Consider the following 15313-nt stretch of genomic DNA (forward strand, 5'->3'; position numbering starts at 1 on the left):
CGTATAACTCTCGCCATCGGTGACATTGAAGCAGCGGAAGCCCGCCGCGGGCTGCCCGGCCACCATCAGGAGCAGGCCCACGAGATCGCCGCGGCCCACCAGGGAACGTGCCCCGGCGGCCGGCGGCGCGGGGCGGCCCGCGGCGACCCAACGCCGGAGTGCTTCGAGATTGCCGCCTGCTCCCGGTCCGTAAACGAGGGCCGGGCGCAGTACCGTTACCGCCATGCCGCTGTCGGCGGCGATCACCGCCAGGTCCTGTTCGGCGGCAGCCTTGGCACGTCCGTAGGCATCGCGCGGAGGGAGGCCGCTGTCTTCAGCCCGCGGCGCCGGCCCCGGCGCGGGGCCCAGAGCCTTCACGCTGGAAAGGTAAATAAAGTGAGGCACCCCGGCCGCCGCGGCCGCGCGCGCCAGGGCAACGGTGCCGCGGTGATTGACCTGTTCATGGAGCGCAGCCGGCGCCGACCGATGGGCAAGCCCTGCCAGGTGAAAAGCCACGTCGATGCCGCCGGGCAGCGCCGGAACGGCCCCTGCGGCAAGGTCCAGCGGCAGCGCCAGCGCCGGGTCACGACCTGCCTGCTGCACCGAATCACCCTGCGCCAGGAGGGCCTCGCAAAGCGCGCTGCCAACGAAGCCGGTACCACCCGTGACCAGACATTCCACCCGGACTTTGTCTCCACTAAGTTGGGGGCAGCGGTTGGAAGATCCGCCCGGGAAAGCCCCGGTAAGCCAACAAAAAAGGGGCCGTAGCCCCCATGATACGGATGCCCGGCGCTTATTCCAGCGTGATGCGTTCGCGATTGCGCTCGAGGGTCGTACTGCCTACCCCCGAGACTTCGGCCAGCTCCTCGACGCTCTCGAAGGGGCCGTACATTTCCCGGTAGCGGACGATGGCCTCGGCGCGGCTGCTGCCGACACCGCTGAGGGCTTCGGCGAGGGTCGCCGGGTCCGCGCTGTTGATGTTGACAGTGGCCGGCGCGGACGCCGGCTCCACCTCCTGGGCACCGGCCGGTGCCGGTAACAGGGCCGCGCCGATAGCCGCGGCGAGGAAAGCAGCGCCCGCCAGGGCGCGAAAGGGATACAGTTGCGTGGTCGGTTTTTTCATAGTGTGGTCTCTCCGTCTATCCATGACAGGGGTGATCAGCGTCCGTGCTGGCATCCGCATCAAGGGCAGCCTAGCAGTCGCACGCCGCAGCGGGGAGATAACGCACAAAGATGGTGAAAAAGAGAGACGCCCGGTCGCGCGCCGGTAGGGCTACCGGGCCTCGTGCAGTCCGTCGATGATGGCGCTGAGCGCACCCGCCGGGTCGGCGCTGCCGGTAATGGAACGGCCGATGACGAGATAGTCCGCACCCAGGGCAAGCCCCTCCGCCGGCGTCACCACCCGGCGCTGATCGCCGACGGCATCGCCGGCGGCGCGAATCCCCGGGGTCACCAGCTGGAAGCCGGGACCGTGGGCGGCGCGCAGCTGCGGCGCTTCCTGCGCTGAGCAGACCACACCGTCGAGGCCGGCCTCCGCCGTAAGCCGGGCCAGGCGCTGAACCCGCTCTCGCGCGCTCTCGGCATAGCCGAGCTCGGCAAGGTCCGCATCGGCGAGGCTGGTGAGCACGGTCACCGCGATGAGCAACGGTTTGTCCCGGCGGTCCGCCAGCGCGGCCACCGCCGCCTCAAGCATGCGGCGACCACCGCCGGCATGGACGTTGACCATCCAGACCCCGAGCTCCGCTGCCGCGCGCACAGCGCCGGCGACGGTATTGGGGATATCGTGAAACTTGAGGTCAAGGAAGATCTGGAAGCCCCGGGCCTGCAGGGCCTCGACGAGCGCAGGCCCGGCGGCGGTGAACAGCTCCTTGCCCACCTTCACCCGGCAGAGCGCAGGATCGAGGCGGTCCGCCAGAGCCAGCGCTGCGTCGCCGTCGGCATAGTCGAGGGCGACGATCACCGGCGAGGCCGGCCCGCGGACGCGCTCAGTCACCGACGACGATGTCCTTGCTGCGCAGGCGCTCGGCCTCGCCCTGGGCCTTGTGCAGCTGCCGCCGCAGCAGCCGCAGTCGTGTCCGCAGCCGCAGCACGAGGAAGCTTGCCATCAGCAGCCCGGCGCCGCCACCGAGGGCAAAAGCGGCCAGCACCCACAGGGCAATGCTCCGCGGGGCGAAGGTATAAACGAGCATGTCCAGGGGAACGGCGGCCTCGTTCTGCAGGGCGAAGAGCGCGCCGACACCGGCCATGGCCACTACCACCATGAGCATGAGAAGGCTGCGCAGGATGCTCACAGGCCGCCCTGCAGACCGAGGTTGACCCGCTCCCGGAGTTCCTTGCCCGGCTTGAAGTGCGGTACGTGCTTGCCAGCGAGCTGGACGGTATCGCCGGTCTTGGGGTTGCGCCCACGCCGGGGCTCCCGGTAGTGGAGGGAGAAGCTGCCAAAGCCGCGGATCTCGATCCGGCCGCCGCAGGCGAGGGACTCGGACATATGCTCGAGGATCGTCTTGACCGCCAGCTCCACGTCCTTGGTGGACAGTTGGCTCTGCCGGGCGGAAATCGCCTCGATCAATTCACTCTTGGTCATGGGGCCCCACGCTCGCACCAGCCGGTTCGCCGCCATTGTGCCGCCCGCCCTCCATCGATGCAAGTGCCTATTATTACTGGAAAAATTCGGCCCCGGGGGTTGAGTTGCCACTGCGACTGACCGGATAGGGAATGAACGTATCGCATTGTCCCGGGGCGGCTGCCGGGGGCTACCCCCAGTCGCTCCCCATTTCACGCTTTGTGAGGGCACCCCCCGGCAGCCGCCCCTACCGCCCTGGAAGTCCGACGGCGGCACAAGTCCGTGAGGCGCCAGGGGCGAGGGCGGGAGTCTTCTCTCACAAAGCGTGTATCGGGGAGCGACTGAGAGAAGACTCCCGCCCTCGCCCCGGAAAACTGCGATGAGTAATTACCAGAAAAGGACTGAGGGCCGCTCCGTGGAGCCGTTCAGAAAGCTGCGATGAAGCCGCTTGATGAAGCTACTTCCCGCGCTTGGGTACCAGCACGAGCGCCGTGCCGGAGAGGTAGTCGTGCCAGTAGCGGCCGCGACGGTCGATCAGGCACCAGAGGTAGCCGAGGCCGAGGCAGGCGGCGGAGAGCACGGCGCCCAGGCAGCGGAGGGCGCAGCGCGCCACCGTGAGACGCTTCCCCGGTAGCGCGACGAGCTTCACGCGCCAGGCCTGCATGCCGAGGGTCTGCCCGCTCTTGATCCAGAAGGCGGAAAAAAAGCCGATGAGGCATAGCAGAATGAGCCCCTGGGCGAGCCAGGGATTCAGGGGCTGCACCGCCGCCTCGCCGTCCGCGAGTGCCGCAAGGGCCATAGCAATAACGAAAGCGAGCATGATGACCGGCAGCACAAGAAACGTGTCGTAGACGAGCGCCATGAGGCGCCGCGGCAGGGCGGGGCGCGGCGTGCCTTCGTTATCCGGAGTGTGGGTCTGCTCGTTCAGGGCTCGAGCTCCAGGTGATCCGTGGCCGGCGGCGGCGGCTCGGCGGTGCGTCGGTAGCGCTTTTCAAGCACATCGGCGCCGGTTTCCGCGAGCTGCAGGTCCGGCGGCGTGACGGGCTCGGGTATTCTGGGCGGGTCGGCTGCCGACTGCTCGACGCCGGCAAGGCTCAGCGCGGAGACATCGGGCGGCGGCGGCAATGCGCCCCGGGCCAGGCCGGGGATGTTCTCGTCGGCCGGCGCGACTGTCAGGGCTGACGTCGCCGGTGCCGGTGGCGGGGCAGTCGCCTCCGGAGCCAGCCGTTCGCCCACCGGCGCCAGGGACAGGTCCGAGGTATTGACATCGACGGGAGCTGCAGCACGCCGCTCCTCGGGGCGCAGGACCTCGCTGCCGGCCGGGGCAAGGCTGAGACTGACCTCGCCGCCGGCACTGTTGCGGCTGAGGCGGGGACGGGCGCCGGCCCGCTCCATGGCGGCTTTATAGCGTTGCGCCTGCGCGCGATCGAGGTCGCGCCGGATCAGGTGCGTGGCGCCGGAGAAGAGCTTGTCGAGGGTGGCGTCACTGGCGTTGAAGAGCACGGCCAGGCCTTGCCGGACGCTTGCGGCGTCGTGGCCTTCGAGGAGCTCTCCGGCGTAATAGATGTTGAAGGTCTCGTCGTCCATGGGCCCGCCTGATGCTGGCCCCAGTATAGGGGGGGTAGCCCGGGCCGGCCAAGGGGTCGCTCCTGACCATGGCTTTTTAGGGGCTGCGGTGCGAGAATCCCGCCACCGCGCGAGGGCGCGGCCCATACTAACCAAAACGAAAGTCCCAGGGGGAACCACCATGATCCGCAAGCCAGCCCAGGCCCTGACTCTTCCTGCTCTCCTTGTGCTGTCCGCTCACGCGGCCGCCCAGCCCGGCCTCCTCGAGGAGGTCGTCGTCACCGCGCAGAAACGTACCGAAAGTCTCACCGATGTGCCGATCTCCATCGGCGTCATGAGCGCTGAGGCGCTGCAGAAGACCGGCGTGCGCCAGCTGCGCGAAGTCGCCGAGTTTGTGCCCAACCTGACCATCTCCAGTGGCAACGACAGCTCCACCGCCGTGCGGATCCGCGGCGTCGGCACGAACACGCGGAACATCGGCTTCGATACGCGCGTCGGTGTTTACGTCGACGGGGTATACATGGGCCAGTCCCTGGCACAGAACCTCGATATCCTTGACCTCGATCGCGTCGAGGTGGTGCGCGGTCCCCAGGGTACCCAGTTCGGCCGCAACACCGTTGCCGGCGCGATCAACATGATCACTACCAAGCCCACGGACGAGTTCGAGCTTGAGCTGCTGGGCGAGGTCGGCAATTACGATTCCTACCGCGTTGGCGCCATCGTCAACCTGCCGCTGAGCGATAGCCTCGCGGCGCGGGTGTCGGTAATCGATCATGCCCGCGATGGTCTCGTAGACAACATCACCACGGGCACAGACCACAATGAGCGCGACGGCACCACGCTCCGCGGCCAGCTGGCCTGGCGCGGCGAGCGCGTGGACGTGACTCTGGCCGCTGACTACACCGAGTCGGATCGCGTCTCTTTCTTCGGCGAGGCGGTAACGGACTGGTCCGGCAGCGTGCCGACGACGGAGGCCCCGGGGCGCTTCGCGATCGCCAACAACGTCGATAACTACGAGGAACGGGAGATCTGGGGCACCTCCCTGAATGTCGATGTCGCCCTCGGCGACTACTCGTTCACGTCCATTACCGCCTACCGGGACAACAGCATCGATCGCGGCCAGGACACGGACCACAGCTCCCAGGACCTGCTCCGGGTCGTCTATCCGGACGCCTATGAGCAGCTGACCCAGGAGTTCCAGCTGTTCTCGCCGGACACGGGGCGCCTCAAGTATGTGGCGGGCCTTTACTTCTACCGGGAGGAGGCCACCTCGACCCGCCGGGCTATCGTCGGCCGCGACATCGGCACGGTCTTCCAGGTGCTGGCGCCGCCGCTGGCGCCCGCGGGGCCGCTGTTCGAGAACAGCTTCGCCGGCACCTTCGGCGCCGTCGACACGGACAGCTGGGCGGTCTACCTGAACGGTACCTACGAGCTTACAGACCGCTGGACCCTGGGCTTCGGCGCCCGCTACACGGACGAGCAGCGCGAGGTGGATTACGATCTCGTCGGTAGCGTGATCGACCTCGGTGGACCGCAGGTCCCTACCGCCGCGGTCTTCGGCGTGGCCGTGGGTCCGGTGGTAGATGGTCTCACTGTGCTCAACTTTCAGGATAAGCAGGACTTCGACGACTTTTCACCGATGCTCAGCTTGAGCTATGCCCTTACAGAGAACAGCAACGTCTACCTGAAGTACGCGGAAGGCTTCAAGAGCGGTGGCTTCAATGTCGACTTCGTCTCCGGAGACCTGCTGGCCGACGGCATCGATTTCGATCCGGAAACCGTCGAGTCCTGGGAGCTGGGCATCAAGGGTGAGTCCGCGGACCGGTCCCTGCGCTACAGCGTCAGCGCTTTTTATATGGAGTTCGAGGACTACCAGCTCAACCAGTTCATTCAGCTTTCGAACAACACCTCGGCGATTACCATCCAGAATGCGGCCAAGGTCGTGTCTGAGGGTCTCGAGGCCGAGCTGACCTGGTACCCGACGGCCGCTTTCATGGTCCAGGGCTCGGTGGGCTATAACAACGCCGAGTTCGATGCCTTCCCCAACGGCGGCAGTGTCCGCAACCCCGCCGGGGTCGGCGCTGATCTTGCGGGTAACAAGCTGCCGCAGGCGCCGGAATGGTCCTCGGCGCTTGCGCTGCAGTACAACCTGCCCCTCGCCGGCACCGGTGGTGAGCTCGTGACCCGGGTCGACTGGACCTACACGGACGAGTACTTCACCACCGAGGACAACGTTTCAGTTACCAACCCCGGCAGTTCGATCCCCTGGGGCAAGATCGACAGCTACTCGCTGGTTAACGGTCGAGTGGGCTTCGAGTCCGGGGACAGCTGGAGCGTCTACCTCTGGGGCCGGAATCTGCTGGACGAGGACTACAGTTTCGACTGGCCTTCGGACTTCCTCGGCACCTCCGCCAACTTCCCCGGCGACCCGCGCACCTACGGCGTCGAGGTGACCTGGCGCATGTAAGGCGGATTTCTGCGCGCAGGGCCGGGGCGGCGCATCGCGAGTGTGTCGCTCCGGCGTTATAATGACGAGCCGGAGGAACGTCATATGTCTGTCCAGGATCGCATCTACGAGCGCTTGGTCGCGGCCTTTGCGCCGCTGCACCTTGAGCTAGACAACGAAAGCCACAGCCACAATGTACCGGCGAATTCGGAAACCCACTTCCGGGTGGTGCTGGTGAGCGATGCTTTCAGCGGCAAGCGGGCGGTGGCCCGGCATCAGGCGGTTTACGCGGCGCTCGCCGAGGAACTCGCCGGGCCGGTGCACGCCCTGGCGCTGCACACCTATGACCCCGAGGAGTGGCGCGCCCGCGGCGGTGACAGCCCGGCTTCGCCCGCCTGCCTCGGCGGCAGCAAGGCAGAGGGTGGCGCGCCATGAGTATCGTCGTGGCCGCGCTCTACAAGTTCGCGGGGCTGCCGGACTACCGCGAACTGCGGGAGCCGCTGCTTGCTTTTTGCTGTGAGCAGGGTGTGCGCGGGACGCTGCTGCTGGCCGAGGAAGGCATCAACGGCACCATTGCCGGTTCCCGCAGCGCTGTCGACGCGGTGCTGGCGCGCTTGCGAGCGGACCCGCGTCTTGCCGATCTCGAGCACAAGGAAAGCCTTCACGAGGCGCCGCCCTTCCTGCGCATGAAAGTCAAACTCAAGCGCGAGATCGTCACCATGGGGGTGCCCCGGGTTGACCCGAGACATACCGTCGGCACCTACGTTGAGCCGGGCGACTGGAATGCCCTCGTCGACGACCCGGAGGTTTTGCTGATCGATACGCGCAACGACTACGAAATCGGCATCGGCACCTTCCGCGGTGCGGTGGATCCCGGCACCCGTACGTTCCGCGAATTCCCGGCCTGGGTGAAGAAAAACCTCGACCCGGCGAAGCATCGCAAAGTGGCCATGTTCTGCACCGGCGGCATCCGCTGTGAAAAAGCCACCGGCTACCTGCTCGAGGAAGGCTTCGAGGCCGTCTTTCACTTGCGCGGAGGCATTCTGCGCTACCTCGAGGAGGTGCCCGCGGAAGAGAGTGCCTGGGAAGGGGAGTGCTTCGTCTTCGACGAGCGCGTTGCGGTCAACCACGAACTCGAACGCGGCAGCTACGAGCAGTGCTTCGCCTGCCGCCGTCCCCTCTCTGCCGAGGATCGTGCCGCGCCGACCTATGAGCCTGCCGTTTCCTGCCCGCATTGTTACGATAGCCTTGATGCGTCGCGCCGGGCGCGCTTCGCCGAACGTCGCCGCCAGGCGGCGCTTGCCCGGGCCCGGGGTGAGCGTCATATCGGCGCGACTCCGCGCCGACGCTCAGCGTAAGCGGCGCTCCACCGCTGCAGAAAAGCGCCTTACGGGGACATAGATGCTGAGCCCGCCGCTGTCGCCGCGGGACAGGACCCCCACCAGCCTGCCGTCGTGGAAGGCGCCGCCCCCGGAAGCTCCCTTATAGGCCAGGCAGTCCGTGAGTCGGTCCGGGCCGCTGGCGCCCGTGAGGCGGCAGGCCGGGTCGTAGGTGAGGTGGTCGCCGCCGGCACCGAGGCCGGCGTCCCCGGAAAAACCCGCCATAGCCAGCCGCGCGCCCGGTGCCAGGGTGCCCGGGTAGAGCTCCGCTGCCTCCCTGCGATCGGCCGGAATGGGGGTATCAAGCTCCAGCAGGGCCCAGTCCGCTGCCATGCCGCCGCCGCTGGCTACGGCGCGTGCGCGGCGGCGCAGGGCGTGACCCCGGCTGTCGGTGATTTCGAAGCTGATCTCCCTCGACAGGTCTGTGTAGTACTCCAGGCAATGCCAGGCGCTGAGCACCAGCCGTGCATCGCCACCTTCCGGGGGGGCGAGGAGCGTGCCGCTGCAGCGCTCGTTGTAGTGGCGGTGCCGGCCGTCTTCCCGGTGGCTCGTGGGGATGGCCAGGCGGCCTACGGCAAGAAGCCAGGAGGGCGCCCCGCCGTCCACCGCCAGTCTTCGTTCGGCTTCGACGGTCCCGGCCAGGGCCAGAGCCAGGAGCAGCAGCGCGGCTGGACTTCGTCGGCGCATTCAGCGCGGCCTGGTCCCGTCGTTGCGGGCCAGGTTTTCGGCGAAGAGCAAGGGCTTGCGGTGAAAGACCATGGGCTGATGGCATCTGCGGCGGCACTTCGACGCCGGGGCTGGGACGGGAGCCTCATTGTAGTGCGTTCGCGGCTCACTGCGAAAGCTGGGCGTTGCTTGATCGGTGTCAATGCCCGTTTTTCGCATGTTTCCTATGCTGCATGGCAAATCGTCGGTGCCTGTGGCACCGAGTCCCGCAAGCAAGGAGTGAGTTATGAAAGCAAGATTGGCTGTAGCGATCGCAGCAGCTATTGCGGCCGGTGGAGCACTGACGGCGCGGGCCCATGAGGCCGGTGACATCATCATCCGCGCCGGTATTGTCAACGTGGATCCCTCCGGTGACAGCGAGTCCATCGTGCTGCCGACTGAGCCGGTGACGGTTCTCCCGGGCGGCGTGGATGTCAACGATGACACCCAGTTGAGCATTATCGGGACCTGGATGGTCACTGACTACTGGGGTCTCGAGCTGCTTGCGGCAACACCCTTCGAGCACGACATCACGCAACCGGATCTCGGCATCGACGCGGGTTCCACCAAGCACCTGCCGCCGACGCTGAGTCTGCAGTGGTATCCCCGTGGTGACAGCGAGGGCTGGCAGCCCTATGTCGGCGTTGGCGTGAACTACACCTACTTCTTCGACGAGGATGTCGACCCGGCACTTACCGGTGCCCTCGGCTCTGTGCTGGGCGCCAGCAGCGCACAGCTGGAGCTCGAAGATTCCTTCGGACTCGCCGGTCAGGTTGGCGTGGATATTCCACTGAACGACAACTGGATGCTGAACGCAGGCGTCTGGTACATCGATATCGGCACCACCGCTGATGTGCGCACCGACGTCGGCACCGTGAGCTTTGACGTGGACATCGACCCCTGGGTCTACAACGTCGGTATCGCCTACAAGTTCTGAGCGACGACTGATACCGCAGCCCCCGGGCTGCGGGCAGGTCCCCTTGACCCCGCCTTTTGAGCGGGGTTTTTTTATTTTTCTCACAGGGTCACCGGGGTGAGTACGGGATACTGCTCTCAGTCGCTCCCGCGCAAGTCGCCTATCGCAGTTTTCCGGTGCGACTGTTGGAGGATGCCCCCAGTCGCTCCCCGATACACGCTTTGTGGGGGCGCCCTCCAGCACCCGCCCCTACCGCTTCAGCCGCGCAAGTACGTGAGGCGCCAGGGGCGAGGGCGGGAACCTTCTCTCACAAAGCGTGTAACGGGGAGCGACTGAGAGAAGGTTCCCGCCCTCGCCCCGGAGAAGTGCGATGCGTCTTTTGATGTAACGTTTGATCTGGATCAGATCTTTCCGGGTGGTGCGCAGAGCGTCCCGGTACTCAGCCGTGGTGCGTGTGGCCCTCCCTGGGGCCGCCTTCCATCGGCATCGCAGCGGGTGCCGCTCCGGGGACCGGCAGACTGCGCTCCAGCAGGTGATCGCCGTGGCTGGCGACCAGATAGATAGTCCAGCTTCCTGACGCGATGAGCAGCAGGGCGATGAGCACCTTCAGGCCGCGGCGGCGCAGCAGGGCCTGGACGCCGCTGGCCCCGAAACTGGTCGCCAGCATCGCCGGCAGCGTACCGGCTCCGAAGGCGAGCATGAGCGTGCCCGCACCCCAAGCGCTCTGTGCCGTAGCCGCCCACGCGAGGCCGCTGTAGATCAGGCCGCAGGGCATGAGCCCCCAGCCGAGGCCGAGGGCGAAGCCGCGGCCCGGGCTGCGCACGGGCAGAAAGCGCGCCGAGAGGCGCTGCACCGGGCGCCAGAGTACGGCGCCAGCGCGCTCAACGGCCGTGAGACCGCGCCACCAGTCGGCGATATACAGCCCCATGAGGATAAGGAGTAGGCCGGCGAGATAGCGCAGTCCGATGGTCCAGGCGGCGAGGTTGATGCTGCCCGCCAGGAAGCCCAGCAATGCGCCCAGCATCGCGTAGCTGCAGATGCGGCCCCCGTGATAGGCGAGGGTGATGGAGGGCCGGTGCTGGCCACCGAGGCTGAGTGCAGCAGCGATGCCGCCACACATGCCGAAGCAGTGGCCGGCACCGGCCAGGCCGATGCCGAAAGCGGCAGCGTAGTCCGTCGGGCTCATGATCGGTCTTCCTTCCCGGCTTGCTCGCTGCCACCGGCCTCTGTCTGCGCCGGTCCACCGTCGTCGCGCGTCGTCTCCTCGTCTGCGAGGATGCGCCAGCCCTCTTTGTCGAGGTCGTCGTACTGACCATTGTCGATGGCCCAGAGCAGCAGCTTCACGGCCACGGCGGCGAAGACCAGAGCGATGGGAATGAGCAGGTACAGGCTATCCATGGACGCTCCTTCAGGGCCGGCCGCAGCGTGCCAGGCGCAGGGAGTTGCCGACCACCAGCAGGGAACTGAGGGACATGCCGATGGCTGCGGCCCAGGGTGGCACGTAGCCGAGGGCGGCCAGCGGTATGCCCAGGGCATTGTAGCCCAGAGCCCAGGCCAGATTCTGTCGTATGATCCTGCGGCATTTCGCCGCATGCGCCAATAGCAGGCTGACCCGATCCAGGTCGCCGTCGGCGACTACGAAATCGGCCTGCGTGCGGGCCAGGTCGGTGGCTCCGGCTACGGCCAGGGAAGCGTCTGCAACCTTCAGCACCGGCGCATCGTTGAGCCCGTCGCCGACCATGATGACCACCGCCCCGGCGCGCTGGCGAGCGGATACCGCGACACTTTTCTCCGTCGGGGTGAGGCCCGTACGGACGTCGTCAAAGGCCAGTTCGGCGCCCAGCCGGGCGCCGTGGCCAGAGGCATCGCCGGTAAGCAGTGATAGGCGCAGACCGCGGCTTCGGGCGTCGGCGAGGACGCCGGCGACCGCCGGGCGCAGAGGGTCTTCGAGGGCGATGAGTGCTGCTGCGTTGCTGTCCGAACACAGGGCAATCCAGTAGCGGCCGTCCACCGGCGGTGCGGGCATGGCTGGCCAAAGGCTGCGGCAATGAGCCAGGGACCCGAGGTGCCAGCGCCGGCCGCGCCAGTCACCGGCGAGCCCGGCGCCGACGTGGTAGCGCACGGCGCTCACCCCCCCGGCTGCATCGACGCCGGCGAAGGCGTCCGCCAGCGGGTGCGTTGACCAGGCCTGGAGCGCCGCGCCGAGAGCGAGCACCTCCTGTGCCGGGAGCTCCCCGAGGACTTGTACTTCGTCGATGGCGAGCCGGCCGGCGGTGAGCGTGCCGGTCTTGTCGAAGACCAGGTCTGTGGCGCGGGCTACGGCTTCGAGGGCATTTTCCCCGCGGACGATGACGCCTGCCCGGCGCAGCGCTGCGGCACCGTTGGCGAGCGCTGCGGGCGTGGCCAGAGCGAGGGCACAGGGGCAGCTGATAACGAGCACGGAAAGGGCGATCCAGAAGGCCTTCTCCGGGGCCAGGGTCCACCAGACGAGGGCCGTGGCCGCGGTGGCCAGCAGCACGGCGCCGATGAACCAGGCGGCGATGCGGTCTGCCAGCTGGGCAATGCGCGGCTTCTCCGTGGCCGCTGCCTCGATGGAGCGCTGCAGCGCTGCCAGCCGCGAGTCACGGTAGCTGCCGCTGGCAAGCACCTCAAGGCCTTCTTCGATGTTCACGGTTCCGGCAAAAACCGTATCCCCGACAGTCACCGTGCGCGGGAGCGGCTCGCCGTTGAAGGTGTCCTCACGGACTGCGCTGATCCCCGCAACGATTTCACCATCGATGGCGACGGTGTCGCCGGCCGGCACGAGGACGCGATCACCTGCGGCGAGGCGCTGCCGCGGAACCTGTGTCACCGCATCACCGCTGCGTACCCGCACGGCCGCAGGCAGGGCCGCCTCGGCGTCATTCCAGAGGAAGGCGTCCCGGTGGCGCAGGCGTTTCTCGGCAAAGCGCGCCAGCAGCAGGAAGAAGGTGAACATGACCACTGAGTCGAAATAGACCTCGCCGCTTGCTGTAAGCGTTGCGTAGACGCTGGCAACGAAGGCAAGCTCGATAGCCAGAGCCACGGGCAGGTCCATGACCAGCGCGCCCTGGCGCAGATGACGCCAGGCACTGGTAAAAAAAGGGCGGGCCGAGAACAGCACGACAAAGCCTGCAACCAGCAGGCTGACCCAGCGCAAAAGGCCCCGGTACTCGCTGGCAATGCCCTGGACCTCGCCTGCATGGAGGGCGATGGCGAACATGCCCACTTGCATCATGCCGACGCCGGCGACCGCCAGGCGCCGAAGGTCGGTCCGGTGTTCGCGACTGAGCGCCTGCTGTTGTGCATCACTGCGGAAGGGCGCTGCCCGGTAGCCCATGGCCGATACGCGGGCGAAGACTTCAGCCAGGGACAGGTGCGCCGGATCCAGGGTTACGTCCAGGCGGGCCTGGGCGAGATTGACGTTGGCGGCCTCGAGCCCCGGCAGCCGCCGCAGTGTGCTCTCCACCAGCCAGGTGCAGGCGGCACAGGTCATGCCCCCGAGGAGCAGCCGTGCGCGCAGGAGGCCATCCTCGCCGGTTTCGCTGAAGGTAGCAGCAAGCTCCGGATCGTCATAAATGCGCCAGCTGTCGAGCGCCGTCGCGGGGAGCTCCGGGGGGCGCTCGCTGTAGGCCGTGCGCTGCTCGTAGAAGCGGGCGAGGCCGCTCTCGGCAATGAGCGATGCCACGGCGCGGCAGCCGGGGCAGCACATGGGCCGGGCCTCGCCGTTGATGCTTACGGCGAAGTCAGCTCCCGGGGGAACCGCTTCGCCGCAGTGGTAACAGCGCTCGCCGTACGTTGCGCCGGGCTCAGCCGCCGTTGTCGCCACGGAAGTCTCCCCGCGCGAGGGAACCGTCGAGGCGCCAGCTGCCGTCCTCGCCCGCGTCCAGGATCCAGTGCCAGTTGCTGGCGACCGGCGCAGGGAGTGCCGCGGCGTAGCGCGTCTCGCCGGTGCGCCGAAGCTGCACAGTGAAGTCCCGGTCTGCTTCCAGCGGGTGGGAGAGCCGCAGGCGCAGGCCGGCCAGGCCCTTGACGCCGCCGGTGTCGACTTCGATACGGTCGTCGGACACGATAAGACGCGCGCTGTAGCCGCGCTGCCGGGCCGTGTCCTGCTTCGCCAGCTGACGATTGATGGCCAGCCCGTCCTTGTAGTACTCGTCCACCACCAGGTCATCGGCGTGACGATGGGCGATATACAGGGTGACAAAGGCCGCTACCACCACCGAGCCGGGCAGGACGATCAGGAACCAGGGCCAGAACTGCCGGTACCAGGGCGCGCTGTCCTCCCGCACCGGGGAGCCCGGGCGCGTGCTCACAGTGGCCGCATGAAGCGTGACTCGGCCACAGCCCGCAGCGAAGGCATGTCCTCAGCTACTGCCGTGAAGGTCATCTCTGTGCTCGGGGTTGCCAGGGCCTCTCGCCGGGCGCGGACACGCAGGCTGATGGTCCGGGTCTCGCCGCCGTCAAGGCTGTAGCGCACGGCGCCCAGGAGTTCGGCGTCCTCGATGCCGTCGATGGAGAGGGTAAAGGCATGCGGGTTGCCGTCCATATTCACCAGGTGCAGCTTGTAGATATTCTCTACGGCACCGTCGGCGGTCTCCACAAAAAGCTGATTGCGGTCGCGGATCACGGTCATCTCCAGGGGTATGCGAGTGGCTACGTTATAGCTGAAGACCCCGATCATGAGCATGAGCATGGCGATATAGCCCAGCACCCGGGGCCGGAGCCAGTGGGTGGTGCCACCCGCCAGTTCGTTCTCGCTGGTGTAGCGGATCAGCCCCTGCGGGTAGCCCATCTTGTCCATGACCGAGTCGCAGGCATCGATGCAGAGGGCGCAGCCAATGCACTCGTACTGTAGCCCGTCGCGGATATCGATACCTGTCGGGCAGACCTGCACACAGAGATCACAGTCGATACAGTCGCCAAGGCCCAGTTCGCGCCGGTCCGCATCCCGCTTTCGCGAGCCCCGGGGTTCGCCGCGGGCGGGATCATAGGAGACGATGAGGGTGTCCCGGTCGAACATGACGGACTGGAAGCGGGCGTAGGGGCACATGAAAGTGCAGACCTGCTCTCGCATCCAGCCGGCATTCACGTAGGTTGCCAGGGTGAAGAAGAGCGTCCACAGGGCCTGCCACTTGCCGGTAGCTAAGCTGGCGAGCTCCACGGCGAGCTCACGGATGGGGTAGAAGTAGCCGACGAAGGTCATTCCGGTCATGAAAGCAACAAAGAACCAGCCGGCATGCTTGGCGCTTTTGCGGCCGACTTTTTCAGCCGACCAGGGCGCCTTGTCCAGCTTGATGCGCTGGTTGCGGCTGCCCTCGGTTTTCTGCTCGATCCACATGAAAATAGAAGTCCACACGGTCTGCGGACAGGTGTAGCCACACCAGACGCGGCCGGCGGAGACGGTGACCGCGAAAAGCGAGAATGCGCTGATGATGAGCAGGAAGGCCAGCAGCGGGAAATCCTGGGGCCAGAAGACGAGCCCGAAGATATGAAATTCACGCTCCGGGAGGTCGAACCACACTGCCTGGCGGCCATCCACGTTGAGCCAGGGCAGCAGGTAATAGCCCAGGAGCAGGGGCCAGCCCGTGAACAGGCGCAGGCGCTGGTAAAAGCCTTCGACTTTCCGTGTGTAGATCTTCTCGCGCTTCTGGTATAGGTCGAGCTCGGCCACTTCGGCCGGTGCGGCTTCCTGTGCGACTTCGATAAGGTCAGGGTCTTTCATCGGGGTACCACTGTCT

At 66.9% G+C, this 15313-nt stretch carries 17 protein-coding genes; 4 read left to right on the forward strand and 13 right to left on the reverse strand.

What is annotated here, in order from left to right; all coding sequences use genetic code 11:
- From HRUBRA_RS11455 to HRUBRA_RS11485, 7 genes are all read right to left on the reverse strand, one after another.
- Positions 1-660 (reverse strand): NAD-dependent epimerase/dehydratase family protein (locus tag HRUBRA_RS11455; RefSeq protein ID WP_035517404.1); only part of this gene is annotated, 660 nt, incomplete at its 3' end.
- A 112-nt stretch (positions 661-772) separates the two neighbouring features.
- Positions 773-1102, reverse strand: a complete 330-nt coding sequence (locus HRUBRA_RS11460; RefSeq protein WP_035517346.1) for a ComEA family DNA-binding protein — start codon at positions 1100-1102, stop codon at positions 773-775.
- Between the two features lie 150 nt (positions 1103-1252).
- Entirely contained in the window at positions 1253-1972 is a 720-nt protein-coding gene (gene pyrF, locus HRUBRA_RS11465) for an orotidine-5'-phosphate decarboxylase (protein ID WP_035517348.1), read from the reverse strand.
- Positions 1965-2270: a lipopolysaccharide assembly protein LapA domain-containing protein gene (locus tag HRUBRA_RS11470; protein ID WP_236629854.1), complete on the reverse strand. Its 306-nt coding sequence runs from the start codon at positions 2268-2270 to the stop codon at positions 1965-1967. The genes pyrF and HRUBRA_RS11470 overlap by 8 nt, the downstream gene beginning before the upstream one ends.
- Positions 2267-2563, reverse strand: a complete 297-nt coding sequence (gene ihfB / locus HRUBRA_RS11475) for an integration host factor subunit beta (protein ID WP_035517408.1) — start codon at positions 2561-2563, stop codon at positions 2267-2269. The genes HRUBRA_RS11470 and ihfB overlap by 4 nt, the downstream gene beginning before the upstream one ends.
- Before the next feature lie 436 nt (positions 2564-2999).
- On the reverse strand, positions 3000-3470 hold the full coding sequence (locus HRUBRA_RS11480) for an RDD family protein (RefSeq protein ID WP_268870539.1): 471 nt from the start codon (positions 3468-3470) through the stop codon (positions 3000-3002).
- On the reverse strand, positions 3467-4129 hold the full coding sequence (locus HRUBRA_RS11485; RefSeq protein ID WP_035517352.1) for a hypothetical protein: 663 nt from the start codon (positions 4127-4129) through the stop codon (positions 3467-3469). Before HRUBRA_RS11485 ends, HRUBRA_RS11480 begins: the two co-directional genes overlap by 4 nt.
- Before the next feature lie 160 nt (positions 4130-4289).
- On the opposite strand from HRUBRA_RS11485, the gene HRUBRA_RS11490 reads away from it, so the two are divergent.
- From HRUBRA_RS11490 to trhO, 3 genes are all read left to right on the forward strand, one after another.
- Complete coding sequence (locus HRUBRA_RS11490) at positions 4290-6575, forward strand: TonB-dependent receptor (protein WP_035517354.1); 2286 nt, start codon at positions 4290-4292, stop codon at positions 6573-6575.
- Between the two features lie 84 nt (positions 6576-6659).
- Positions 6660-6989 (forward strand): BolA family protein, encoded by a 330-nt coding sequence (locus HRUBRA_RS11495; RefSeq protein ID WP_035517357.1) that lies wholly within the window; start codon positions 6660-6662, stop codon positions 6987-6989.
- On the forward strand, positions 6986-7912 hold the full coding sequence (gene trhO / locus HRUBRA_RS11500) for an oxygen-dependent tRNA uridine(34) hydroxylase TrhO (protein WP_035517360.1): 927 nt from the start codon (positions 6986-6988) through the stop codon (positions 7910-7912). The genes HRUBRA_RS11495 and trhO overlap by 4 nt, the downstream gene beginning before the upstream one ends.
- On the opposite strand, the gene HRUBRA_RS11505 is transcribed toward trhO, so the two are convergent.
- Positions 7904-8620 carry a trypsin-like serine peptidase gene (locus HRUBRA_RS11505; RefSeq protein WP_052094758.1) on the reverse strand — a complete coding sequence of 239 codons (717 nt, stop codon included), beginning with the start codon at positions 8618-8620 and terminating at the stop codon, positions 7904-7906. The two genes, trhO and HRUBRA_RS11505, sit on opposite strands and share 9 nt — an antisense overlap.
- Positions 8621-8885: 265 nt before the next feature.
- Between HRUBRA_RS11505 and HRUBRA_RS11510 the strand changes: the two genes are divergently transcribed.
- Positions 8886-9575 carry an OmpW/AlkL family protein gene (locus HRUBRA_RS11510; RefSeq protein WP_035517364.1) on the forward strand — a complete coding sequence of 230 codons (690 nt, stop codon included), beginning with the start codon at positions 8886-8888 and terminating at the stop codon, positions 9573-9575.
- A gap of 418 nt (positions 9576-9993) precedes the next feature.
- On the opposite strand, the gene HRUBRA_RS11515 is transcribed toward HRUBRA_RS11510, so the two are convergent.
- From HRUBRA_RS11515 to ccoG, 5 genes are read right to left on the reverse strand one after another with little or no spacing between them, the layout of a single operon-like run.
- Positions 9994-10740, reverse strand: coding sequence for a sulfite exporter TauE/SafE family protein (locus HRUBRA_RS11515; protein ID WP_035517367.1), 747 nt, complete (start codon positions 10738-10740; stop codon positions 9994-9996).
- Positions 10737-10952, reverse strand: a complete 216-nt coding sequence (gene ccoS / locus HRUBRA_RS11520) for a cbb3-type cytochrome oxidase assembly protein CcoS (RefSeq protein WP_035517368.1) — start codon at positions 10950-10952, stop codon at positions 10737-10739. The genes HRUBRA_RS11515 and ccoS overlap by 4 nt, the downstream gene beginning before the upstream one ends.
- A gap of 10 nt (positions 10953-10962) precedes the next feature.
- The gene (locus HRUBRA_RS11525; RefSeq protein ID WP_035517370.1) at positions 10963-13401 is read right to left on the reverse strand and encodes a heavy metal translocating P-type ATPase; all 2439 of its coding nucleotides are present in this window, start codon (positions 13399-13401) and stop codon (positions 10963-10965) included.
- The gene (locus tag HRUBRA_RS11530; protein WP_052094760.1) at positions 13382-13888 is read right to left on the reverse strand and encodes a FixH family protein; all 507 of its coding nucleotides are present in this window, start codon (positions 13886-13888) and stop codon (positions 13382-13384) included. Before HRUBRA_RS11530 ends, HRUBRA_RS11525 begins: the two co-directional genes overlap by 20 nt.
- Positions 13885-15297: a cytochrome c oxidase accessory protein CcoG gene (gene ccoG, locus HRUBRA_RS11535; RefSeq protein ID WP_035517414.1), complete on the reverse strand. Its 1413-nt coding sequence runs from the start codon at positions 15295-15297 to the stop codon at positions 13885-13887. Before ccoG ends, HRUBRA_RS11530 begins: the two co-directional genes overlap by 4 nt.
- Positions 15298-15313: the final 16 nt, after the last annotated feature.

The sequence above is a fragment of the Pseudohaliea rubra DSM 19751 genome (assembly GCF_000764025.1).
Taxonomy (GTDB): domain Bacteria; phylum Pseudomonadota; class Gammaproteobacteria; order Pseudomonadales; family Halieaceae; genus Pseudohaliea; species Pseudohaliea rubra.

Bases quoted from the DNA above. Each gene is read 5' to 3' on its own strand.
- HRUBRA_RS11515 (WP_035517367.1), bottom strand. From the start codon at position 10,740: ATGAGCCCGACGGACTACGCTGCCGCTTTCGGCATCGGCCTGGCCGGT.
- HRUBRA_RS11510 (WP_035517364.1), top strand. From the start codon at position 8,886: ATGAAAGCAAGATTGGCTGTAGCGATCGCAGCAGCTATTGCGGCCGGT.
- HRUBRA_RS11485 (WP_035517352.1), bottom strand. From the start codon at position 4,129: ATGGACGACGAGACCTTCAACATCTATTACGCCGGAGAGCTCCTCGAA.
- trhO (WP_035517360.1), top strand. From the start codon at position 6,986: ATGAGTATCGTCGTGGCCGCGCTCTACAAGTTCGCGGGGCTGCCGGAC.
- HRUBRA_RS11505 (WP_052094758.1), bottom strand. From the start codon at position 8,620: ATGCGCCGACGAAGTCCAGCCGCGCTGCTGCTCCTGGCTCTGGCCCTG.
- ccoG (WP_035517414.1), bottom strand. From the start codon at position 15,297: ATGAAAGACCCTGACCTTATCGAAGTCGCACAGGAAGCCGCACCGGCC.
- ccoS (WP_035517368.1), bottom strand. From the start codon at position 10,952: ATGGATAGCCTGTACCTGCTCATTCCCATCGCTCTGGTCTTCGCCGCC.
- HRUBRA_RS11460 (WP_035517346.1), bottom strand. From the start codon at position 1,102: ATGAAAAAACCGACCACGCAACTGTATCCCTTTCGCGCCCTGGCGGGC.
- HRUBRA_RS11490 (WP_035517354.1), top strand. From the start codon at position 4,290: ATGATCCGCAAGCCAGCCCAGGCCCTGACTCTTCCTGCTCTCCTTGTG.
- ihfB (WP_035517408.1), bottom strand. From the start codon at position 2,563: ATGACCAAGAGTGAATTGATCGAGGCGATTTCCGCCCGGCAGAGCCAA.
- HRUBRA_RS11495 (WP_035517357.1), top strand. From the start codon at position 6,660: ATGTCTGTCCAGGATCGCATCTACGAGCGCTTGGTCGCGGCCTTTGCG.